The sequence below is a fragment of the Mesorhizobium sp. BE184 genome (assembly GCF_031457045.1).
Taxonomy (GTDB): Bacteria; Pseudomonadota; Alphaproteobacteria; order Rhizobiales; family Rhizobiaceae; genus Mesorhizobium.
Genome location: NZ_JAVDVU010000001.1, coordinates 588,988 through 611,932 on the forward strand (window position 1 = coordinate 588,988; position 22,945 = coordinate 611,932).

General features: G+C 63.2%; 22 protein-coding genes. 17 read left to right on the plus strand and 5 right to left on the minus strand.

What is annotated here, in order from left to right:
- Positions 1-180: 180 nt before the first annotated feature.
- The 8 genes from J2X35_RS02765 to sufA all read left to right on the plus strand — a co-directional run bounded on the left by J2X35_RS02765 (position 181) and on the right by sufA (position 7,543).
- Positions 181-1,344: a cysteine desulfurase family protein gene (locus J2X35_RS02765; RefSeq protein WP_310180810.1), complete on the plus strand. Its 1,164-nt coding sequence runs from the start codon at positions 181-183 to the stop codon at positions 1,342-1,344.
- A gap of 169 nt (positions 1,345-1,513) precedes the next feature.
- Positions 1,514-3,040 carry a Fe-S cluster assembly protein SufB gene (gene sufB, locus J2X35_RS02770; protein WP_056115297.1) on the plus strand — a complete coding sequence of 509 codons (1,527 nt, stop codon included), beginning with the start codon at positions 1,514-1,516 and terminating at the stop codon, positions 3,038-3,040.
- Positions 3,040-3,198, plus strand: coding sequence for a hypothetical protein (locus J2X35_RS02775; protein ID WP_156459750.1), 159 nt, complete (start codon positions 3,040-3,042; stop codon positions 3,196-3,198). The genes sufB and J2X35_RS02775 overlap by 1 nt, the downstream gene beginning before the upstream one ends.
- A 54-nt stretch (positions 3,199-3,252) precedes the next feature.
- Positions 3,253-4,008: a Fe-S cluster assembly ATPase SufC gene (gene sufC, locus J2X35_RS02780; protein ID WP_056108438.1), complete on the plus strand. Its 756-nt coding sequence runs from the start codon at positions 3,253-3,255 to the stop codon at positions 4,006-4,008.
- A gap of 8 nt (positions 4,009-4,016) precedes the next feature.
- Positions 4,017-5,285, plus strand: coding sequence for a Fe-S cluster assembly protein SufD (gene sufD / locus J2X35_RS02785; protein ID WP_056108440.1), 1,269 nt, complete (start codon positions 4,017-4,019; stop codon positions 5,283-5,285).
- 82 nt (positions 5,286-5,367) lie between these two features.
- Positions 5,368-6,609 carry a cysteine desulfurase gene (locus tag J2X35_RS02790; protein WP_310180815.1) on the plus strand — a complete coding sequence of 414 codons (1,242 nt, stop codon included), beginning with the start codon at positions 5,368-5,370 and terminating at the stop codon, positions 6,607-6,609.
- Positions 6,606-7,064 carry an SUF system Fe-S cluster assembly protein gene (locus J2X35_RS02795; protein WP_056108448.1) on the plus strand — a complete coding sequence of 153 codons (459 nt, stop codon included), beginning with the start codon at positions 6,606-6,608 and terminating at the stop codon, positions 7,062-7,064. Before J2X35_RS02790 ends, J2X35_RS02795 begins: the two co-directional genes overlap by 4 nt.
- Before the next feature lie 95 nt (positions 7,065-7,159).
- Positions 7,160-7,543 (plus strand): Fe-S cluster assembly scaffold SufA, encoded by a 384-nt coding sequence (gene sufA / locus J2X35_RS02800; RefSeq protein WP_310183719.1) that lies wholly within the window; start codon positions 7,160-7,162, stop codon positions 7,541-7,543.
- Positions 7,544-7,545: 2 nt separating this feature from the next.
- On the opposite strand, the gene J2X35_RS02805 is transcribed toward sufA, so the two are convergent.
- Positions 7,546-7,809 carry a hypothetical protein gene (locus J2X35_RS02805; RefSeq protein ID WP_310180818.1) on the minus strand — a complete coding sequence of 88 codons (264 nt, stop codon included), beginning with the start codon at positions 7,807-7,809 and terminating at the stop codon, positions 7,546-7,548.
- Between the two features lie 37 nt (positions 7,810-7,846).
- Positions 7,847-8,344, minus strand: a complete 498-nt coding sequence (locus J2X35_RS02810; protein WP_310180820.1) for a GFA family protein — start codon at positions 8,342-8,344, stop codon at positions 7,847-7,849.
- Positions 8,345-8,463: 119 nt separating this feature from the next.
- On the opposite strand from J2X35_RS02810, the gene J2X35_RS02815 reads away from it, so the two are divergent.
- The gene (locus tag J2X35_RS02815) at positions 8,464-8,787 is read left to right on the plus strand and encodes a TfoX/Sxy family protein (protein WP_056108458.1); all 324 of its coding nucleotides are present in this window, start codon (positions 8,464-8,466) and stop codon (positions 8,785-8,787) included.
- Positions 8,788-8,975: 188 nt separating this feature from the next.
- On the opposite strand, the gene J2X35_RS02820 is transcribed toward J2X35_RS02815, so the two are convergent.
- Positions 8,976-9,893, minus strand: a complete 918-nt coding sequence (locus J2X35_RS02820) for a pseudouridine-5'-phosphate glycosidase (RefSeq protein ID WP_310180823.1) — start codon at positions 9,891-9,893, stop codon at positions 8,976-8,978.
- A gap of 46 nt (positions 9,894-9,939) precedes the next feature.
- Positions 9,940-10,881, minus strand: coding sequence for a carbohydrate kinase family protein (locus J2X35_RS02825; protein ID WP_310180824.1), 942 nt, complete (start codon positions 10,879-10,881; stop codon positions 9,940-9,942).
- 277 nt (positions 10,882-11,158) lie between these two features.
- Here J2X35_RS02825 and recA point away from each other — a divergent pair, with 277 nt between their 5' ends.
- Positions 11,159-12,253 carry a recombinase RecA gene (recA, locus tag J2X35_RS02830; protein WP_056108464.1) on the plus strand — a complete coding sequence of 365 codons (1,095 nt, stop codon included), beginning with the start codon at positions 11,159-11,161 and terminating at the stop codon, positions 12,251-12,253.
- Between the two features lie 216 nt (positions 12,254-12,469).
- Positions 12,470-15,136 (plus strand): alanine--tRNA ligase, encoded by a 2,667-nt coding sequence (gene alaS, locus J2X35_RS02835; protein ID WP_310183721.1) that lies wholly within the window; start codon positions 12,470-12,472, stop codon positions 15,134-15,136.
- Positions 15,137-15,197: 61 nt separating this feature from the next.
- Here alaS and aqpZ read toward each other — a convergent pair whose 3' ends face one another.
- On the minus strand, positions 15,198-15,914 hold the full coding sequence (aqpZ, locus tag J2X35_RS02840; RefSeq protein ID WP_056108466.1) for an aquaporin Z: 717 nt from the start codon (positions 15,912-15,914) through the stop codon (positions 15,198-15,200).
- A 352-nt stretch (positions 15,915-16,266) separates the two neighbouring features.
- Here aqpZ and J2X35_RS02845 point away from each other — a divergent pair, with 352 nt between their 5' ends.
- The 6 genes from J2X35_RS02845 to J2X35_RS02870 all read left to right on the plus strand — a co-directional run bounded on the left by J2X35_RS02845 (position 16,267) and on the right by J2X35_RS02870 (position 22,944).
- A complete protein-coding gene (locus J2X35_RS02845; protein ID WP_310180826.1) occupies positions 16,267-17,778 on the plus strand; it encodes an ABC transporter substrate-binding protein in 1,512 nt (503 codons plus the stop codon).
- 112 nt (positions 17,779-17,890) lie between these two features.
- Positions 17,891-18,832: an ABC transporter permease gene (locus J2X35_RS02850; protein ID WP_310180829.1), complete on the plus strand. Its 942-nt coding sequence runs from the start codon at positions 17,891-17,893 to the stop codon at positions 18,830-18,832.
- On the plus strand, positions 18,832-19,695 hold the full coding sequence (locus J2X35_RS02855) for an ABC transporter permease (RefSeq protein ID WP_056108474.1): 864 nt from the start codon (positions 18,832-18,834) through the stop codon (positions 19,693-19,695). The genes J2X35_RS02850 and J2X35_RS02855 overlap by 1 nt, the downstream gene beginning before the upstream one ends.
- Positions 19,695-20,918, plus strand: a complete 1,224-nt coding sequence (locus J2X35_RS02860; protein ID WP_310180832.1) for an amidohydrolase/deacetylase family metallohydrolase — start codon at positions 19,695-19,697, stop codon at positions 20,916-20,918. The genes J2X35_RS02855 and J2X35_RS02860 overlap by 1 nt, the downstream gene beginning before the upstream one ends.
- Positions 20,906-21,934, plus strand: a complete 1,029-nt coding sequence (locus J2X35_RS02865) for an ABC transporter ATP-binding protein (protein ID WP_310180835.1) — start codon at positions 20,906-20,908, stop codon at positions 21,932-21,934. Before J2X35_RS02860 ends, J2X35_RS02865 begins: the two co-directional genes overlap by 13 nt.
- On the plus strand, positions 21,931-22,944 hold the full coding sequence (locus J2X35_RS02870) for an ABC transporter ATP-binding protein (RefSeq protein ID WP_310180838.1): 1,014 nt from the start codon (positions 21,931-21,933) through the stop codon (positions 22,942-22,944). The genes J2X35_RS02865 and J2X35_RS02870 overlap by 4 nt, the downstream gene beginning before the upstream one ends.
- The last annotated feature ends 1 nt before the right edge of the window (position 22,945 follow it).

A 22,945-nucleotide genomic window follows, 5' to 3' on the forward strand; every position in this document is an offset into this window, starting at 1 on the left:
TTCCGGCTCTGGCCTTGACGCAGGGCAGCCGTCTTCATAGAAGCTAGTTTAGAATTGTTCAAAACTGGTGGTTTTGGCCACCCGAGCCGCAAGCCGCGTAAATAGGACGGCTTGCGTTGGAATTTCAAGGAAATAACGCGTCGTCCTGACGGAATGGTTTTTGGAAGGAATGCCCGGGCGATGGCCCCAGAGCGCGCCTATCTCGACTATAACGCAAGTGCGCCGCTGACCGCGGCCGCGCGCGAAGCGATGTTGGCGGCATTCGAAATCGCGGCCAATCCGTCCTCCGTGCATTCGGAGGGACGCGCCGCGCGCCGCCTGATCGAGGACGCGCGCCGCGCCGTCGCGGCGCTGGTGAATGCCAAGCCGGACCATGTGGTCTTCACGTCCGGGGCGACGGAAGCGGCCGCGATGCTGCTGACGCCTGACTGGCAGATGGGACGCGGCCCCCTGCGCATGGGCAGGTTGTATGTCTGCCAGGCCGATCATCCCTGCCTGTTGAATGGTGGCCGTTTTGCCGCCGACCGCGTGACGCGCATCGGCGTCGACCGCGAAGGTATTGTCGATCTCGCTGAACTGGAAAAGGCGCTGGCGGCACACGACAAGGCCGAGGGCCTGCCTCTGGTCGCTATCCACGCCGCCAACAACGAAACCGGCGTCATCCAGCCGCTGGAACGGCTTGGCCAGGTGGTCAAGGCGGCCGGTGGCGTGCTGGCGCTCGATGCCGTTCAGGCTGCGGGGCGTATTCAGCTCGATTTGTCAGCAGGTTACGCCGATTACCTGATTCTCTCGTCACACAAGATGGGCGGCCCGAAGGGCGCCGGCGCGATGATCGCGGCATCTGACTTGATGATGCCGAAGCCACTTGTTACCGGCGGCGGGCAGGAGAAAGGCCATCGTGCCGGCACCGAGAATCTGGCGGCCATTGCAGGTTTTGGCGCGGCCGCGCGGGAAGCGCGTTTGGCTATCGAAGACATGGCCCGCATCCGCGCATTGCGCGACGAAGTCGAGGCGACGGTGAAGGCGATCGTTCCGGATGCAGAAATCTTTGGAGCGGGCGCCGAGCGTCTTGCCAATACGACATTCTTCGCTATTCCGGGCCTCAAGGCCGAAACGGCGCAGATCGCCTTCGATCTTGCCGGTGTCGCGCTCTCGGCCGGATCGGCATGTTCCTCTCGCAAGGTGGGTCCGAGCCATGTGCTGAAGGCAATGGGTCGGGGAGAGGCGCTGGGTGCGTTGCGTGTGTCCGTCGGCCACGCGACGACCGCGAAAGATTTGGAATTGTTCCGAAAGGCTCTTGCGGCGATTGCCGCACGCCGGTCGGATCGGGAAAAGGCCGCCTAGCGGCAACAGGGTTTCGGCCTGCTTGAGCCGTGCGTCATCGTTGGCCGGTGAATTTCCGGTGGTGGCGCACTATATTGAACTTACGCCGTTCAGCGCCTCCGGGCCGCCTGGCGGTGCCATAGTTTGAAAACGGCCGGGCCTTGAACCCGGCATGGATGGAGAACGCGACATGCCTGCTGTGCAGGAGACGATCGATCGGGTCAAAAAGATCGATGTCGATCAATATAAATACGGATTCGAGACCGAGATTGCCGTCGACAAGGCTCCAAAAGGCCTGTCTGAGGATATCATCCGTTTCATCTCGGCCAAGAAGGATGAGCCTGCCTGGATGCTTGAATGGCGTCTGGAAGCCTATCGGCGCTGGCTGACGCTGGACGAGCCGACCTGGGCGCGCGTCAATTATCCGAAGATCGATTTCCAGGATATTTATTACTATTCGGCGCCGAAGAGCACCTCGGGTCCAACCTCGCTGGCCGATGTCGATCCGGAATTGCTCAAGGTTTACGAGAAGCTCGGCATTCCCCTGAAGGAGCAGGAAATCCTGGCCGGCGTGCAGAAACCTGTTGCCGAGGATTCGGAAGGTCTCGAGGAGGCCAACGACAACGTCTACAAATCCGGCCGGGTCGCCGTCGATGCTGTCTTCGATTCGGTTTCCGTGGTCACCACCTTCAAGAAGGAGTTGGCGCAGGCTGGCGTCATCTTCTGCTCGATCTCGGAGGCCATCCGCGAGCATCCGGAACTGGTGAAGAAATATCTCGGCTCCGTCGTTCCAACCACCGACAACTATTACGCCACGCTGAACTCGGCCGTCTTCACCGACGGCTCCTTCGTGTTCGTGCCGAAGGGCGTGCGCTGCCCGATGGAGCTTTCGACCTATTTCCGCATCAACGAGAAGAACACCGGCCAGTTCGAGCGCACGCTGATCATCGCGGAAGAGGGGGCCTACGTCTCCTATCTCGAAGGCTGCACCGCCCCCCAGCGCGATGAAAACCAGCTTCACGCCGCCGTGGTCGAACTGGTGGCGCTGGACGACGCCGAGATCAAATATTCTACGGTGCAGAACTGGTATCCCGGCGATGCCAACGGCAAGGGCGGCATCTACAATTTCGTCACCAAGCGCGGCGACTGCCGTGGCGACCGCTCGAAAATTTCGTGGACGCAGGTCGAGACCGGCTCGGCGATCACCTGGAAATACCCGTCCTGCATCCTGCGCGGCGACGACAGCCAGGGTGAGTTCTATTCGATCGCCGTGTCTAACGGCTATCAGCAGGTCGACTCTGGCACCAAGATGATCCATCTCGGCAAGAACACGCGCAGCCGGATCATTTCCAAGGGTATCGCCGCCGGCTATTCGCAGAACACCTATCGCGGTCAGGTCTCGGCGCACCGCAAGGCGACGGGCGCGCGCAACTTCACCAATTGCGACTCGCTGCTGATTGGCGACCAGTGCGGCGCGCACACCGTGCCCTACATGGAAGCCAAGAATTCGACCGCCAAGTTCGAGCACGAGGCGACCACCTCGAAGATTTCCGAGGACCAGAAGTTCTACGTCATGCAGCGCGGCATTCCCGAGGAGGAAGCCATCGCGCTGATCGTCAACGGCTTCGTCAAGGACGTCATCCAGGAACTGCCGATGGAATTCGCCGTCGAGGCACAGAAGCTGATCGGCATATCGCTTGAGGGGAGTGTAGGCTGATGGATACGGTTGCCGCTGTTTTCTACGCGCTGGTCTGTGGTGGTGTCGCCGCTTCGGTGCCGACTATCCAATCGCGGATCGGGCGCATCGTCGCCGGAGCCGTAACCGGCGTTATCGCCTCGGTGATCCTGCCTTACATCCGCAGCCTGCTGGCCTGAATGGAATTGTCCCGCTGACCGCGAACGCTCCATCGACTACGTGAAAGAATAAAAATGCTTGAGATCAGAAACCTCCACGCCCGCATCGTCGAAGACGGCACCGAAATCATTCGTGGGCTCAACCTGACAGTGCAGGACGGCGAGGTCGCCGCAATCATGGGGCCGAACGGTTCCGGCAAGTCTACGCTCTCCTACATCCTCGCCGGCCGTGAGGACTACGAGGTCACCGAAGGGGAGATTCTTTACAACGGTGAGTCCATCCTCGAGATGGACCCGGCCGAGCGAGCCGCCGCCGGCATCTTCCTCGCCTTCCAGTATCCGATGGAGATACCGGGCGTGGCGACGATGGAGTTCCTGAAAGTCGCGATGAACGCGCAGCGCAAGGCGCGCGGCGAAGAACCGCTGAAAATCCCCGACTTCCTGAAGAAGGTGAAGGAAGCGGCGGGCCTGCTCAACATGGACATGGCGATGCTGAAGCGTCCGCTCAATGTCGGCTTCTCGGGGGGTGAGAAGAAGCGGGCCGAAATCCTGCAGATGAAGCTGCTGGAGCCGAAGCTCTGCGTGCTGGACGAGACCGACTCCGGCCTCGATATCGACGCGCTGAAGATCGTGTCCGATGGCGTCAACGCGCTGCGTTCGCCCGACCGCTCCATCGTCGTCATTACTCACTACCAGCGGCTGCTCGAGCATATCGTGCCGGATTCGGTGCATGTGCTCTACAAGGGCCAGGTCATCAAGTCCGGCGACAAGTCGCTGGCGCTCGACCTTGAGGCGAACGGCTATGCCGGCGTGATCGGCGAGGCAGCCTGAGGCAGGTCATGAATATGCAGACGACATTCCAGCATACGCCGGCCGAAGCGACCTTGATCGACGCTTTCGGCGAACGGCTTTCGCTGCTGCCGGGCGACGGCGACGTCATGATCCGGCGCGACGACGCCATCGAGGTTCTGAAGGCCGGCTTGCCGACGCGGCGCATCGAATCCTGGCATTACACCGATCTGCGCCGGCTGCTTGCAACAGTGCCCGCCTTCGATCCGAGCGCCGATGCCAAGGCCATTGCGCCGATCATCGAGGGTTCGGCCGTATTGCCGCTGCTCAACGGCGTCGCAAACGCCAAGGCCCCGACGATCGAGGGCGTGACCATCCAGCGCCTGTCGGACAAGCTCACCGACGGCAGCTTCGCGCCCGGACTGGAGCGCTACGGCAGCGATGATGCCATCGGCGCGCTCAACACCGCCTTTGTCGCCGACGGCTGGTTCGTGGACATTGCCGATGGCGTCGCGCTGGAAAAGCCGCTGGAACTGCAGAACCTGCATGCCGGCGGCCAGACGCATGTGCGCCTGCCGGTTCGTGTCGGCAACAATGCCAAGGCGGTCATCGTCGAGCGCCAGACCGGCGAAGGCGCGGTGCTTGCGAGTTCCGTCAGCCAGCTTCTGCTGGGCGACGGCGCCGAGGTCACTTGGCTGATTGTCCAGGAGCAGCCGGAAACGGCGACGCACCTTGCCCAGTTCAAGGCGCATCTCGGCAAGGATTCCAGGCTGACCCTGTTCTTCATGAACGCCGGCGGCAAGCTGGTGCGCCAGGAGATCGTCGTCGCCGCCAAGGGCGAGGGCGCGGATTTCACCCTGCGCGGCGTCAACCTGCTGGCCGGCGACACGCACACCGATGTAACCATGGTGCTGGACCATGCGGTGCCGCATACGACTTCGACTGAAGTGATCCGCAATGTCGTGACCGGCAAGGCGCATGGCGTCTTCCAGGGCCGTATCAACGTGCACCAGTATGCCCAGAAAACCGACGCCAAGATGGCCTGCAACACGCTGCTTCTGTCGGATGACGGCGAGTTTTCGACCAAGCCGGAGCTGGAAATCTTCGCCGACGACGTGCAGTGCGGCCACGGCGCCACCGTCACCGAAATCGACCATGGCCATCTGTTCTACCTGATGGCGCGCGGCATCGATGAGAAAACCGCGCGTGGCTTGCTAGTCAAGGCTTTCGTCGCCGAGGTGATCGAAGAATTGCAGGACGAGGCCATTGTCGAGGCGCTGGAAGCCAAGCTCGACGCGTGGTTCGCGGAACATGGGTAAGAGGACGGCAATCGTCAATCGGCAGTCGGCAGTCGGGTCTATCGATTGCCAACTGCCGACTGCCAACTGCCGCATTGCATAGATGGATCGATCCGCACACACCACTCCCTATGACGTCGAGGCGATCCGCCGCGATTTCCCGATCCTGTCGCGGCAGGTCCACGGCAAGCCGCTGGTCTATCTCGACAATGGCGCGTCGGCGCAGAAGCCGCAGGCGGTGCTGGACGCCATCCAGCACGCCTACAGCCAGGAATACGCCAACGTCCATCGCGGCCTGCATTTCCTCTCGAATGCCGCGACCGACGCCTATGAGAAGGCGCGCGAGACGGTGCGGCGTTTCCTGAACGCACCAAGCATCGATACCGTCGTCTTCACCTCCAACACCACCGCCGCCATCAACACGGTCGCCTATGGCTGGGGTATGCCCAACATCGGCGAGGGCGACGAGATCGTGCTGTCGATCATGGAGCACCATTCCAACATCGTGCCGTGGCATTTCATCCGCGAGCGGCAGGGCGCCAGGCTTGTCTGGGCGCCGGTGGACGATCAGGGCGTGTTCCACATCGAGGAATTCGAGAAGTGCCTGACCGACCGCACCAGGCTGGTCGCCATCACGCAGATGTCGAATGCGCTGGGCACCGTCACGCCGATCAAGGAAATCTGCCGGATCGCCCATGCGCGCGGCATTCCTGTTCTGGTCGATGGCAGCCAGAGCGCCGTCCATATGCCCATCGACGTGCAGGACCTCGACTGCGACTGGTTCGTCTTCACCGGCCATAAAGTCTACGGGCCGTCCGGCATCGGCGTGCTCTACGGCAAGAAGGAGCGGCTGGAAGCCATGCGGCCGTTCATGGGAGGCGGCGAGATGATCGAGGAGGTGACCGAGGACATCGTCACCTACAATGAACCGCCGCACCGCTTCGAGGCCGGCACGCCGCCCATCGTCCAGGCGATCGGCCTCGGCGCGGCACTGGAGTACATGGAAAAGATCGGCCGCGACCGCATTGCCGCGCATGAGGCCGATCTGAAGAACTATGCGCATGAGCGGCTGCGGTCGATCAACTCGCTTCGCATTTTCGGCGATGCACCGGGCAAGGGCGCCATCGTTTCGTTCGAGCTTCAGGGCATCCACGCCCATGACGTGTCGATGGTGATCGACCGCCAGGGTGTCGCGGTCCGCGCCGGCACCCATTGCGCCCAGCCGCTGTTGAAACGCTTCGGCGTCACCTCCACATGCAGGGCATCGTTCGGCATGTATAATACCCACGCAGAGGTCGATGCGCTTGCAGATGCGCTGGAAAAGGCGCGAAAGTTCTTCGGATGACGATGATGGAAGAAACCAAGGCTACAGAAAACGAAGCAGCGGCCGGTCCCGCCAGCGACGCGACCGGAAGCGATGCCGTTGGCACTGCTGCCGGGAGCACGCCCGCGGGCAATCCGGTGGTGTCGGCTTCGGCCATTCCGCAGGAAGAACTGGCGCGGCTGACCGACGATATCGTCTCGGCGCTGAAGACGGTCTACGACCCGGAAATTCCAGCCGATATCTACGAGCTTGGCCTCATCTACAAGATCGACGTCGAGGACGACCGCCAGGTCAAGATCGACATGACGCTGACGGCGCCGGGTTGCCCGGTGGCCGGCGAGATGCCAGGCTGGGTCGAGAATGCCGTGGGCGCGGTGGAAGGCGTTTCCGGCGTCGACGTCAAGATGGTGTTCGATCCGCCCTGGACGCCCGACCGCATGTCGGAAGAGGCGCAGGTCGCAGTGGGGTGGTATTGAATTCGGCCTATAGCCTTGCGTCGGGCTGAAAACTTCACCATTTTAGGTATGAATCATCCTGCAGGCCTTGAACCTGCGCGGAATGGAGCATGACAATGGGACGCTTTGCCGTCATCACCATGACCGAACGGGCCGCCGAGCGCGTCCGTGAGATCGTCGCCACCCGCGACAATGCCCAGGGCGTCCGCCTCGGCATCAAGAAGGGCGGCTGCGCCGGCATGGAGTACACGGTCGATCTGGTAACCGAGCCGAAGGCGGGCGACGACCACATCGAGCGCGATGGCGCAAATGTCTGGGTCGCACCGGAAGCCGCCCTTTTCCTGCTCGGCACCCAGATGGATTTCGAGCAGACGACGCTGCGCACCGGTTTCACTTTCAGCAATCCGAACCAGTCTTCGGCTTGCGGCTGCGGCGAGTCGGTTGAGTTGAAGCCCGCCGATTTGAAGGCGCTGGCCGAGGCGCGGGCCAGCGCGGCTTAGGTTTACTCGTAATAGAGTGCGCTGTAGAGCGCCTTTGCCATGGATTTGAAGGATATGGATGGATCGCTGACTTCCGTTGGAGTCATGTGTTTCGTGTCAGCTATAAGCGCCGACAGGCTTTCCAGATAATCTGCCGTCGATGGGTTCTCGATCGTTACGTCCTTTCCGGCGAATTCAGACAAGTCTCTGATCCAGCCGGTGTAATCATCGAGTGTCTCTATCTCCTCGATACGTCGATGAATTGCTGTGTGGTCGATCTGATTCATCAAACGGCTCCCCATTTGCCGGCGTCTCCGCGATAATTCAATCTATCCACATTCCCGTCCGCTTGTGCCACTCGGCAATCGACTCCTCCGGATACACCTCGAACACCTTGTCGTCTTCGGCAATCTCCGGCTCCACCCAGTTCGCCTTGTATTTCAGCATCAGATGCGTCCGCTCCTTCGGCGTCGGCAGGTCGCTGTCTATGGCTGAGGCGAAGGGATGCACCAGGTCCGGCCAGTTCGGATCGTAAAGCCACAGCGCCGAGCCGCATTTCGTGCAGAAATTGCGTTCTCCGGTCGAGACCTCGCAGGTCGGATGCTCGTCGTCCTCGATCTTGGCCCGGTAGATGCCGATATGGCTTTTGCCTTCGATCTTGAGCGTCGCCATCTCGGCTGCGAGATTAATGGCATATCCGCCGCCGCCCTGCTGCTTGCGGCAGATCGAGCAGTAGCAGAGTTGGTAGGGCGCCGGCGTGTGGCTTTCGACTTCGAAGCGGACGACGCCACATCGGCAGGAACCCTTGAGCAGAAGCGGCATGGTCATCTCCTTGGTAAGCAACGAACTTAGCACCCGGTCCTGTTTAAACATGTCAGCAGGCGTTCGGTTTCAGCGTCTCCCGTCATGACAGCATCGCCCGGCCATGACATCATCGCGGCATGGACGATGAACGCATCCGTGAACTGTTCGAAGGCCTCGGTTCGGTCTCGATCCGCCGCATGTTCGGCGGCAAGGGCATCTACCACAACGGCGTCATCATTGCGGTGATCCTGCGCGACGAACTGATGCTGAAGGGCGATGCCGAAATCGCCGCGGAATATGAGGAAGCCGGTGCGAAACGCTGGGTCTATATCGGCTCCCGCCACGGCAAGGAGGTCGCCATGCCTTACTGGACCGCGCCTGAAAGCGCGCTTGACGACCCCGACGAGATGGCGGGATGGGCGCGCAAGGCCTATGAGGCGGGGCTGCGAAGCGGGAAGTGACGCCAAACTTTACCCTCCCCCTTGTGGGGAGGGTCGGCGAGTACTGAAGCAAAGCGGAAAGTGCGAGACGGGGTGGGGGTATTTCCCGTAATGCACCGCCCCGGTCACCCCCACCCCGCGTCAAAAACCTCGTGGGCTCGGTTTTCTCCGCGACCCTCCCCACAAGGGGGAGGGTAAGGCGCCGAACGTCAAAGCGCCCTGGCAATCCGCGCTGCGACCCGCGCATTGTTCTCGACCAGCGCGATGTTGGTCTTGAGGCTGCGGCCGTCGGTCAGTTCGAGGATCTTCGACAGCAGGAACGGCGTCACCGCCTTGCCGGTCACTTTCTGCGCTTCTGCCGCCTTTTGCGCCGCCGCGATATAGCCGGCCATTTCGGCTGCCGGGATTTCATGGTCCTCGGGAACCGGGTTCGCCACCAGCACACCACCGATCAGCCCCAGAGCCTGCCGCGTCTTGTAAAGGTGCGCGACCGAAGCGGGATCCGGCAGCGTCAGCGGCGCCTGGAACGGCGACTGCCGCGACCAGAAGGCCGGCATCACCGCGCAGCCGAGGCCGATCACCGGCACGCCGCGCGTTTCCAGCACTTCCAGCGTCTTTTCGATGTCGAGTATAGCCTTGGCGCCTGCCGAGACGACGATTACGGAGGTCCGCGACAATTCGTCGAGATCGGCCGAGATGTCGAAGCTTTTTTCCGCGCCCTTGTGTACGCCGCCGATGCCGCCGGTGGCGAAAACCTTGATGCCGGCGAGTTGCGCCGCGATCATCGTGGCGGCGACCGTCGTGCCGCCCGTGCGCCCTTGCGCCACCGCGAAGCCGAGATCGGCGCGCGACAGCTTCATGGCGTCGTCGCGCAGGGCGAGCGATTCGCGCTCGCCGTCGGAGAGGCCGATCTTGATGCGGCCATCGATCACGGCGATCGTCGCCGGCACCGCGCCTTCCTCGGCGACGACCTTTTCGACATTGGCCGCCATGGCGGTGTTGTCGGGGTAGGGCATGCCGTGGGTGATGATGGTGCTTTCCAAAGCCACCACCGGCCGATGAGCCGCCAGGGCCTCCGCCACAGGCTCGTGCAGGTCGATGAACGGGCGGGCGGTTTCGAATGTCACGGGCATCTCCGGTCCGCGCATGGACGATCGCGGCTGTCGAGGGCTGTCATGCCACTTCCTCCGGTTCCGGCACAAGGGCCAGCGCAGCCGCGAAGGATTCGGTGGTGAAGCCGGGAAAGACATGCGGGCTTTCCACCGCCAGCTTCGCGGCCGCCACGCCATGGCGCACCGCCTGCCGCAATTCGACGCCGCCAAGCAACGCCGTCACCGTCGCGCCCGCCAGCGCGTCGCCGGCCCCGGTGACGTCGGAGACACGATCCGGAGCGGGCGGTGCGATGGTGAAAGCGCCTTCGGCGTCGAAACCGATGGCCGGGTTGGGTCCCGAGGTCATGACAGCGCCCTGGAGTCCCAGCGTTCGCAAGCCAGCGACAAGCTCCCGGGGCGGCGCATCATTTCCCAACCCGGTCAGCGCCTTCGCTTCATTATGATTGAGGAAGGCGAGGGTGAGCGCGCCGAATATGCCGCGCAGGCGCTGCGCCTTGGCCGGCGAAATGCCGATGGCGAAAAACGGCTTTCCGCCGACAAGGGCCGCCAGCTTTTCCAGGCCTGTAGCGGGCAGGTTGGCGTCGCAGATTACCGCGTCGGCCATCGCCACGATCTCGCGCGCCTTCGAACGCCGCAACTGCTTGGTGAAGGCCAGATCGTAGAGCGTCATGTCGGCGAAACCGACGATCAGGTCGCCATGACGGTCGAGCAGCGCCAGATAGCTTGGGCTGGCGCGGTCGAGGAAAACGGCCGAATGATCCTCCATTCCTGCTTCGCTGATGGCCCGCGATACCGCTTCCGCAGCCGCGTCGCCGCCGCGCAGCGAAAGGAGTGAAACCGATGCGCCGCGCAACTGGGCGATCCTTAGTGCGTTGAAAGCGCCGCCGCCCACTTCCTCGCGCATCATGCCGGGGTTCGATGCCGCCGGGACATAGTCGCCGGTGACGTGGCCGCGCCGGTCGATATGCGCGCCGCCGACGCCGAGGATGACAGGGCTGCTCATCGCCTCATCAACTCCGCGATTCTGTTGTCGCGAACAGGCCCAGGAGGCTTATGCTTACCCTCGATCCGAATCGGACCGTTCGTTCCCGTCCTCCATCCCTGCCGAAGCACGCGGACAGGCTCCAGGCCAAAATCGGCGGACAAAAAAAGAACAAACTGGAATATTCCTTGTTTTTCATGGAGTTGAGTACTCTTGCCAAAATGGAACAAAAGCGGTACATATTCACAGGGATCACCGGATTATCCGGCCTTCATTGACGACCAAGGGGTGATGTATCATGGCTCAGAATAGCTTGCGGCTTGTAGAGGATAAATCCGTGGACAAAACAAAGGCTCTCGACGCCGCGCTTTCGCAGATTGAGCGCGCTTTCGGCAAGGGCTCCATCATGCGGCTGGGCGCCAATGAGCAGGTCGTCGAGATCGAAACGGTGCCGACCGGTTCGCTCGGTCTGGATATCGCGCTTGGCGTCGGCGGCCTGCCGCGCGGCCGCATCGTCGAGATCTACGGGCCGGAAAGCTCGGGCAAGACGACGCTGGCGCTGCACACGGTTGCCGAGGCGCAGAAGAAGGGCGGCATCTGCGCCTTCGTCGATGCCGAGCACGCGCTCGATCCCGTCTATGCCCGCAAGCTCGGCGTCGATCTGGAGAATCTCCTGATCTCGCAGCCGGACACCGGCGAGCAGGCGCTGGAGATCTGCGACACGCTGGTTCGGTCCGGCGCCATCGACGTGCTGGTGGTGGATTCGGTCGCGGCGCTGACGCCGCGCGCCGAAATCGAAGGCGAGATGGGCGATTCTCTGCCCGGCCTGCAGGCCCGCCTGATGAGCCAGGCGCTGCGCAAGCTGACCGCCTCGATCTCGCGCTCCAACACCATGGTCATCTTCATCAACCAGATCCGCATGAAGATCGGCGTCATGTTCGGTTCGCCCGAAACCACCACCGGTGGCAACGCGCTGAAGTTCTATGCGTCGGTTCGGTTGGACATCCGCCGCATCGGCTCGGTCAAGGACCGCGACGAGGTCGTCGGCAACCAGACGCGCGTCAAGGTGGTCAAGAACAAGTTGGCGCCGCCCTTCAAGGTCGTCGAGTTCGACATCATGTATGGCGAGGGCGTGTCGAAGACTGGCGAACTGGTCGATCTCGGCGTCAAGGCCGGCGTCATCGAGAAGTCCGGCGCCTGGTTCTCCTACAATTCGCAGCGATTGGGCCAGGGGCGCGAGAACGCCAAGCTGTTCCTGCGCGACAATCCTGACACCGCGCGCGAAGTCGAGCAGTTGCTGCGACAGAATGCCGGTCTGATCGCCGAAAAATTTCTTGAGAACGGCGGCAGTGAGAACGGCGACGACGCCGAAGACGAAGCCGGCGCGATGTGATCGTCATTCCCGGCCGTTTGCCGGGCGAGTACGCGTTCATGCGTTTTTCAAGCCGCCGGCCTCGCGCCGGCGGTTTTGTTTTGACCGCTTTGAGGGCATGCGGCCACCATGATCGGCGATGCCGTTTCCGTGTTTCTGGACAGGCCACCGGACGCCCGCTAAAAGGCCATGTTCATTTCCGCCGGCTGCTGGCGGTTTCCGCGAAAAGGCATGATTATGAGTGGCGTCAACGAGATACGGTCGGCATTTCTCGGCTATTTCCGCAAGGAGGGGCACGAGGTCGTAGCCTCTAGCCCGCTCGTGCCGCGCAACGATCCGACATTGATGTTCACCAATGCCGGCATGGTTCAGTTCAAGAATGTCTTCACCGGTTTGGAGACACGGCCCTATTCGCGCGCCACGACATCACAGAAATGCGTGCGCGCCGGCGGCAAGCACAACGATCTCGACAATGTCGGCTACACCGCCCGCCATCACACCTTCTTCGAGATGCTCGGCAACTTCTCCTTCGGCGACTATTTCAAGGAGCGCGCCATCGAGCTCGCCTGGAACCTGATCACCAAGGAGTTCGGGCTGTCGAAGGACCGCCTTCTGGTCACGGTCTACCACACGGACGACGCCGCCGCCGGCTTCTGGAAGAAGATCGCCGGCCTGTCCGAGGACCGCATCATCCGCATCGCCACCAGCGACAATTTCTGGGCGATGGGCGATACCGGTCCATGTGGCCCGTGTTCCGAAATCTTCTACGACCATGGCGAGAGCATTCCCGGTGGTCCTCCCGGCAGCCCGGATGAGGATGGCGACCGTTTCATCGAGATATGGAACCTCGTCTTCATGCAGTTCGAGCAGTTGACAAAGGAGGAGCGCGTCGACCTGCCGCGTCCGTCCATCGACACCGGCATGGGGCTGGAGCGTGTCGCCGCGGTCATGCAGGGCGTGCATGACAATTACGACATCGACCTGTTCCGCGCTCTTATCCGCGCTTCGGAAGAGGCGACAGGCGTCAAGGCGGAAGGCAAGAACAGGGCGAGCCACCGGGTCATCGCCGACCATCTGCGCGCCTCGTCCTTCCTGATCGCGGATGGCGTTCTGCCGTCCAACGAAGGCCGCGGCTATGTCCTGCGCCGCATCATGCGCCGCGCCATGCGCCATGCCCAGCTTCTGGGCGCCGCCGATCCCCTGATGTGGCGGCTGGTGCCGGCGCTGGTGCGCGAGATGGGCCAGGCCTATCCGGAACTGGTGCGCGGGCAGGCATTGATTGCCGAGACGCTTAAGCTGGAGGAGACGCGCTTCCGCAAGACGCTGGCGCGCGGCCTTGGCCTGCTCAACGACGCGACGGAAAACCTCGCCAGCGGCGATCGCCTCGACGGCGAGACCGCCTTCAAGCTTTACGACACTTACGGATTTCCGCTCGACCTGACGCAGGATGCCTTGCGCCAGCGCGGTATCGGCGTCGATCTCGAATCCTTCGACGCCGCGATGGCGCGCCAGAAGGCCGAGGCGCGGGCGAACTGGTCCGGTTCCGGCGAGGCGGCGACCGAGGCTGTCTGGTTCGGCGTGCGCGAAAAGTCCGGCGCCACCGAATTTCTCGGCTACGAAACCGAACAGGCGGAAGGCATCGTCCAGGCTCTCGTCCGGGACGGGCAGGCAGTGGACAGCGCTTCCGCCGGTGAAGCCGTCGCCGTGGTCGTCAACCAGACGCCGTTCTATGGCGAGTCCGGCGGCCAGATGGGCGATGCCGGAGTCATTTCGGGAGAAGGGTTTTCCATCGACGTCACCGATACGCAGAAAAAGGGCGACGGCCTGTTCGTGCATCTCGGCAAGGTCGCCAGCGGCAAGGTGAAAACCGGGGCGGCGGTCGAACTCAAGGTCGATCATGCGCGCCGCACGCGGCTGCGCTCCAACCACTCGGCGACCCACCTCATCCACGAGGCGTTGCGCGAGGTGCTGGGCACGCATGTCGCGCAGAAAGGCTCGCTGGTCGCGCCCGAACGGCTGCGTTTCGACATCTCCCATCCGAAGCCGATTTCGGCCGACGAACTGGAGACGGCCGAGGCGATGGCCAATGAAATCGTGGTCCAGAACAGCCCCGTCACCACGCGGCTGATGAGCGTGGACGACGCCATTGCCGAGGGTGCGATGGCGCTGTTCGGCGAAAAATACGGCGATGAGGTGCGCGTGGTTTCGATGGGAACCGGGCTTCACGGTGCCAAGGCGAACCGGCCATACTCGGTCGAACTTTGCGGCGGCACCCATGTCGCCGCAACCGGGGACATCGGGCTGGTGCGTATCCTTTCCGACAGCGCGGTCGCCGCCGGCGTGCGCCGCATTGAGGCCCTGACGGGCGAAGCGGCGAGAAAGCATCTCGACGAGCAGGAGCGTCGGCTGAAGGCAGCGGCGGCGGTCCTGAAGATTTCACCGGCCGATGTTCCGTCGCGCGTCGAAGCCTTGCTGGACGAGCGCAAGAAACTCGAAAAGGAACTGGCGGACGCACGCAAGAAACTCGCTCTCGGCGGTGGTTCGGCCGCAGGCACGCCAGGCGGCAATGAAACGATCGCCGGCGTTGGCTTCCTCGGCAAGGCAGTCTCCGGCGTATCGCCCAAGGATTTGAAGCCGCTCGCCGACGAAGGCAAGAAGTCGCTGGGCTCCGGTGTCGTCGTGTTCGTCGGCGCCGGCGAGGACAACAAGGCAAGCGTCGTCGTCGCGGTAACCGACGACCTGACCGGCCGCTTCAGTGCCGTGGATCTTGTGCGGGTGGCCTCGGCCGCGCTCGGCGGGCAGGGCGGCGGCGGCCGGCCCGACATGGCGCAGGCCGGTGGCCCGGACGCCTCGAAGGCAGATGACGCCATCGCCGCTGTGAAGGCGGCGCTGGAAGCAGCCTGATCTTTATAAAGCCATGTGAGAAAGGGGCGGCTCGGGCCGCCCCTTTTGTTTGGAACTGGAACTATTCCGCCGGTACTGTGCCGGCAGTCTGGATCCTGTCCTCGAACAGCGCTTTCCATATCACCGCGCCGACGATGGCGCCGACGATCGGCGCCAGCCAGAACAGCCAGAGCTGGCCGATTGCCCCGGTTTCCGCGAACAGCGCTGCGCCGGTGGAGCGTGCCGGGTTCACCGAAGTGTTGGTGACGGGGATCGACACGAGGTGGATCAGCGTCAGCGTCAGCCCTATGGCCAGCGGTGCGAAGCCGGGAGCAGCGCGCGGACTGGTGGTCGCCAGGATGATGAAGATGAAGAAGCCTGTCAGCACGACTTCGATCAGCAGGCCGGCGAGCAGCGAGTACTTCCCGGGCGAAAGCTCGCCATAGCCGTTGCTGGCGAAGCCGCCGGCGACGAAATCCGGCTTGCCGGATGCGATCAGATACAAAACCGCGGCCGCGACGACGCCGCCGATGATCTGGGCGATGACGTAGCCGGCCAGGTCGCTGGCTGGCATGCGCCCACCGACAACCATGCCTACCGAGACAGCAGGGTTGAAATGGCCGCCGGAAATTCCGCCGACCGCATAGGCCATGGTGACCACGGTCAGGCCGAAGGCCAGGGAAACGCCGAGCAGGCCGATGCCTACATCGGGGAAGGCAGCCGCGAGCACCGCGCTGCCGCAGCCGCAAAACACCAGCCAGAATGTTCCGAAGAATTCTGCTGCAAGCTTTCTATACATGGGTCCCTCCGTACCGAAAAGTTACGCACGCAACTTACGCCGAGTCGGTGCGTTCAGAAAGCAGCTCAGACCGCCGGAAATCGGCTGATCGCAACGGGCCAAATGCGCGCGATTGGAACCCTTGCAGCTCGAGTTCCCTTCACACGTCGTCGCTGTCTTCCGCAGCCGCGAACGGCGCTATCGCGACGCATCTGCGACCATATCCGTGCTTGTCGACGATTAGCTTGGGACGGGGAATGAAATAGCGGCTTGACGCTCCGTCATCTTGGTGCAAGTCTAATCCGTAACTAGAATATAAGTTACATAATTATGTATTAAACGGGAGGGAACCGGAATGAGGCGTTTACTTCAAATGGCCGCTGTGGTTGCGGCGCTGCTGCCGGCTTTTGCATCCGCTGAACCGCAGAAGGGTGGCGTGATCGACGTGGCCACGGTGGGCGAACCGCCGACACTCGATCCGATGGCCTCCACCGCCGATCTGGTCGGCATCGTCACCCAGCACATATTCGAGACGCTCTATACGTTCGGCAAGGACTGGGCGATCACGCCGCTTCTCGCCGCCGACCTGCCGCAGATTTCGGACGACGGGTTGACCTACACGATCCCGCTCCGGACCGGCATCAAGTTCCACGATGGTTCCGATATGGATTCCGCCGACGTCGTCGCTTCGCTGCAGCGCTGGATGAAGGTGGCGACGCGCGGCAAGCAGGCCGCCGAGGTAGTCGCCAGCATCGAGGCGCCGGACGCCAACTCCGTCAAGATCACACTGAAGACGCCCTATGCGCCGCTGCAATCGCTGCTGGCGTTCAACAACGCGGCCGCCATCATCATCCCTTCGGAGAACGCCGGCGAGGACCCGATGACCAAGTTCATCGGCACCGGCCCGTATATGCTGAAGGATCGCAAGCCGGACCAGTTCATCCAGCTCGTCCGCTTCGACGGCTACAAGCCGCTTGAAGGCGAAACGAACTTCTACGGCGGCGCACGGAAGCAGTATCTCGACGAGATCCGCTTCGTGCCTGTGCCGGATCCCAACACCCGCGTCGAAGGCGCGGTCGCCGGCCAGTTCGCCTATGCCGATGCGCTGCCGGTCGAATCTTACGACAAGATTTCCGGCGGCAAGACAAAGCCGGTCATCCTGAAGCCGTTCGGCTGGCCGGTGTTCGTCATGAATACCAAGGAAGGCCTGAATTCTGATATCCGCATCCGCAAGGCCATCCAGGCGGCTCTGGCGCCAAGCGACATGCTGACCGCCGCCTTCGGCTCGCAGGACTTCTTCGCGGTGGACGCTTCCATGTATCCGGAGGGCTTCGCCTGGCATAATGCCGCCGGCACCGACGTCTACAAGCCGGATGGCGACACCGAGGCAGCGGCGGCGCTGTTGAAGGAGGCTGGCTATGACGGCTCGAAGCCGCTGCGCATCCTCACCAGCCGCCAGTACGAGTTCCACTACAAGATGGCGCAGGTGGCCCAAGCCTACCTCGAGCAGGCCGGCTTCAAGGTCCAGCTCGACGTGGTCGAATGGGCGACGCTGACGAAGAATCGCACCGATCCGAAACTGTGGGACATCTACATCACCCACAGCCCGTTCCTGCCCGAGCCCTCGCTCAACGGCTTCATGTCGGACACGACGCCGGGCTGGTGGGCGACCGATGCCAAGCACAAGGCGGTCGAGGCCTTCAACAAGGAGTCCGATCCCGCCAAGCGTGCCAAGCTCTATGAAGCGGTGCAGCAGGCGATCTATGACGAGGCCCCGATCTTCAAGATCGGCGATTTCAATGCACTCGCCGCACAGTCGCCGGAGCTGAAGGGCGTGACACCCGCGCCGTGGCCATACTTCTGGAACGCCTATCTGGAGAAGTAAGCCTTTCGCTCGTTTCGCCCTTTCCGTCCTCGGATGGGAAGGGCGGCGGACGCGCCGTCCAGGTCGACAAAGGCATCCGCCTGTCGACGATGCAAGGGGACCGTGAGGACCGATGCTGCGCTCGATCCTGAACAGACTGCTCGGCATGATCGTCGTGATGGCGCTGGTCGTCACCATCGTCTTCGTCATCGTGCGCGTGACGCCGGGCGATCCGGCGGCGGTCATGCTCGGCCCCGACGCCACGGCGGCCGACATCGCCTCGCTGCGGACGCGGCTCGGCCTCGACGCGCCGATGCCGGTGCAATTCGGCCGCTACATACTCGGCGTCGTGCAGGGCGATTTCGGCCAGTCCATCTTTCTGAATCAGCCGGTCACCACCGCGCTCGCCCAGCGCGCCGAACCGACCTTCTTCCTGACCGTCTTCTCGCTGCTCATCGCAACCGTCATTGCGCTGCCGGTCGGCATTCTCTCCGCCTATTGGCGCGGCTCGCTGTTCGATCAGGCGGCCACCACGCTCGCCATGTTCGCGGCAAGCGTCCCGAGCTTCTGGCTCGGGCTGCTTTTCATCCAGTTCTTCGCCGTCAGACTGGGCTGGTTCGACACCTCGGGATATGGCGGTCCCGGTGCATCGTTCGCGGAACGGCTGAACCATCTTGTGCTTCCGGCGCTGGCTCTGGGGCTGGTTTCGTCGGCGCTGATTACGCGCTTTACCCGCGCCTCGATGCTCGATGTACTCAACGATGACTACGTGCGCACCGCGCGCTCCAAAGGCATGAGCGAGCGGCGGGTCGTCATGAAGCACGCGTTCAAGAATGCGCTGATCCCCATCCTCACCGTCATCGGCCTGACCGCAGCTTTGCTGATTTCCGGCGCTGTGGTCACGGAAACCGTGTTCGGCCTGCCCGGGGTCGGCAGTCTCGTCGTCTCGGCGGTGCTGCGGCGCGATTATCCGGTCATCCAGGGTGCGCTGCTCGTCATCGCCGGGCTCTACGTGCTGGTGAATTTCGCCATCGACATGCTTTATCTCGCCGTCGATCCGAGGGTCCGCTACTGATGGCTGCGATCTCCGTCCCCGTCCACCAGGAACCGAACATCCTCTCCCGGCTGCTCGGGCGTCCAACCTCGGCCATAGGCCTGGCGATCCTCGTTCTGATCGCGCTGGCGGCCATCCTCGCGCCGGTGATCGCGCCTTATGCGCCGGCCAAGCTTTCCATTGCCAGCCGACTCGATCCGCCGAGCATGGCGCATCTGTTCGGCACCGACGATCTTGGCCGCGACGTCTTCACCCGTATGCTCTACGCGGCGCGGACTTCGCTGGCCGTAGGTCTCGCCGTTGTCGTGTTCGCCTCGATCATCGGCATCGTACTTGGGCTGATGGCAGGCTTCTTCCGCAAGCTCGACGCGCCGGTTTCACGGCTGATCGACGCCATGATGGCGTTTCCCGACATTCTGCTTGCTATCGCGCTTGTCGCGGCATTGGGCGCCACGGCGGTAAACGTCATCATCGCGCTCGGCATCGTCTATGCGCCCCGGCTGGCGCGCGTGGTCAGGGCATCGACGCTGGTCATAAGGGAACTGCCCTATGTCGAGGCCGCGCGGGCTTTGGGAATTCCGACGCCGATCATTCTCGTGCGCCATGTCCTGCGCAACGTCACATCGCCCATCCTTGTGCAAGGCACCTTCATCTTCGCCAATGCGATCCTGGCGGAGGCGGGGCTGTCCTTCCTCGGTGTCGGCATCTCACCTTCCATTCCGACCTGGGGCACGATGATCGCCGTCGGACGCCAGTACATGGACCAAGCCGGCTGGATGATGATGTTTCCGGGCGCCGCCATCGTCATCACCGTGCTCGCGCTGCAACTCGTCGGCGATGGGCTACGCGACCTTCTCGACCCCAGACTGGCGAAAGATATCTGATGTTTGCAAACCGTTTTCCTGCCGCTAAACGCCCGCTGCTGATCCGCGGCGCCAGGCCTGTCGGCTTCGGCGCCGGCAATGGCGATGCGCTGGACGTGATGGTGGAGAAACACGGCCGCATCGCCGAGATCGGCTCGATGATCGCTGCTGGCGAAGACACGCAGATCGTCGAGGCGAAGGGCGCCTTCCTGTCGCCCGGCTGGACCGACCTGCATGTGCATGTCTGGTACGGAGGCACCGATATTTCCCTGCGGCCGCAGCAATGCGGCGCGGCGCGTGGGGTCACCACCATGGTCGATGCCGGTTCGGCGGGCGAAGCCAATTTTCACGGCTTCCGCGAGTTCATCATCGAACCCGCACAGGAAAACATCTATGCTTTCCTGAACATCGGCTCGATCGGGCTCGTCGCCTGCAATCGCGTCAGCGAACTGATCGACATGCGTTCGATCGACATCGACCGCACCATCGCCGCAGTCGAGGCCAACCGCGACGTCATCGTCGGGCTGAAGGTGCGCGCCAGCCACGTCATCACCGGCGGCTGGGACCTGACCCCGGTGCGGCTGGCGAAAAAGTTCAGCCGTATCCTCAAGCTGCCGATCATGGTGCATGTCGGCGAGCCGCCGCCGCTCTATGACGACATCCTGCCGCTGCTTTCCGAAGGCGACATCGTCACCCATTGCTTCAACGGCAAGGCTGGCGGGTCGATCCTGGAGGACGAGGATCTCTACAGGCTGGCCGAGGATGCAGCCGCGCGCGGCATCGTGCTCGATGTCGGACACGGCGGCGCGTCGTTCTCGTTCGACGTGGCGAAGGCCGCGCTGGAACGCGGCCTGCCGCCGAAGACCATCTCGACGGACCTGCACAACCGCTCGCTGGATGGTTCGGTCTGGGACATGGCCACGACGATGTCGAAACTATTGTCTCTCGGCATGAAGTTCGAGGATGTGGTGGCTGCATCCACGACCGCGCCGCGTCGCGCCATCGGACTGGCTGCCAACGGCTTGCTGGAGAAGGGCAAGCCGGCGGAGTTCACACTGTTCGATCTGGTCGATGCCGACATAACCGTGCGGGATTCGCAAGGCGCGACCAGCACGCTGCATCGCATCTTCGAGCCGCGCCATGCGATCCTCGGCGCTGAAGCGGTGAAGGCACACCGCCACGTTCCAGCCGAAGGGGCTGCAAGTGACGGCCATGTCTGCCCGCATTGCGGATGGAAAACATGAGCGATACGCTGGCGTCCGACACAATCCTCTCTGTCCAAGACCTGCGGACCTGGTTCGCCGGACGCCGGGTGACGGCCAAGGCCGTCGATGGCGTCACCTTTGACCTGAAGCGCGGCAGGACACTGGCGGTCGTCGGTGAATCCGGTTCCGGCAAATCGGTTACCAGCCTCTCCATCATGGGGCTGCTGTCACGCCCCGGTAAAATAGCGGGCGGCTCGATCCTGTTTCGCGACCGCGCCGGCACGGTGCATGATCTGGCGAAGTTCGCGCCGCGGGATTTCCGCAAGATCCGCGGCCGCGAAATGGCGATGATCTTCCAGGAGCCGATGACGTCGCTCAATCCGCTCTACACCGTGGGCGACCAGATCGGCGAGATGATCGCCCTGCATGAACCGCTCGGGCGAGACGCTATTCGCAAGCGCGCGCTTGCCATGCTGAAGCATGTCGAAATTCCCGACGCGGCCTCGCGCCTCGACGACTACCCGCACCAGATGTCGGGCGGCATGCGACAGCGCGTCATGATCGCCATGGCGCTGGCCTGCAACCCGTCGCTGCTGATCGCGGACGAGCCGACGACAGCGCTCGACGTTACGATCCAGGCGCAGATTCTCGATCTTTTGCGCAGGCTGCAGGCCGAGTTCGGCATGTCGATCCTGTTCATCACCCACAATCTCGGCGTGGTCGCCGAGATCGCGCATGACGTCGTCGTCATGTATGCGGGCCGCGTCGCCGAGCAGGCGCCGGTGAACGATCTGTTCGCGCATCAGCGTCATCCCTATACGCGTGGCCTTTTGGCCTGCACGCCGAACGCCGAGCGCGACATCGGCGGCGACGGTGAGCGGCATTCGCTCTATTCCATTCCCGGCAGCGTGCCGCCCATCACCGCGCTACCGCCTGGCTGCGCCTTCGAACCGCGCTGCGACTTCGCCATCCCGCCCTGCCGCGCCGCGCCGCCGCCGCTCATGCCGGCCGGCGTCGCCGGTTTCTCGCGCTGCATCCGGAGCGCCGAGCTATGAGCGTCCTTTCCACAGCCGCCGCGCCCCTGCCGGTCGAGGCCGCCAACGCCGTCGCGCCGCTGCTCAGTATCCAGGGGCTGACCAAGCATTTTCCGGCCCGCAACGGCCGCATCGTCCATGCCGTCGAAGATGTCAGCTTCGATGTGAAGCGCGGATCGACCGTCGGCCTCGTCGGCGAATCCGGTTCCGGCAAGACGACTGCCGGCCGCGCCATCCTGCGGCTGATCGAACCGACCGGCGGCAAGGCCATCTTTGACGGCGTCGATCTGTTTTCGCTGTCCGCGAGTGACATGCGCGCCTATCGGCGGCAGCTGCAGATCGTCTTCCAGGATCCGTTCTCCAGCCTCAACCCGCGCATGCGCGTCGCTGCCATCCTCAACGAGGCGCTCGATGCGCGCGGCTTTCCGCGCGGGCAGGCGCGCCGCGACCGGGTCGCCGAACTACTGACGCTCGTGGGGCTTTCGCCGGACCACGCCTCGCGCTATCCGCACGAGTTTTCCGGCGGCCAGCGCCAGCGTATCGGCATCGCCCGCGCGCTCGCTGTCGAACCGCAGTTCATCGTCGCCGACGAGCCGGTCTCGGCGCTGGATGTTTCCGTCCAGGCGCAAATCCTCAACCTGCTGGGAGACCTTCAGAAACGGCTCGGCCTGACGCTGCTGTTCATCGCGCACGATCTCTCGGTCGTGGAATATCTGTGCGACGAGGTCGTCGTCATGTATCTCGGCCGCGTGATGGAGCGCGGACCCAGCCGTCTGGTCTACGCCGCGCCGCGCCACCCTTACACCAAGGCCTTGCTGGCGACGGCCCCGATTCCGGACCCGACCCGAGTTCGCACCCATGTGCCCTTGCAGGGCGATATTCCCAGCCCGATCAATCCGCCTTCAGGATGCGTCTTCCGTACGCGCTGCCCGGAGGCGATAGAAGACTGCGCCAAAATCATCCCCACGGTCGACCCTGTCGGCGGCGGGCATCACGTGGCCTGCATCCGCCACAATCAACCATTTGCCTGAC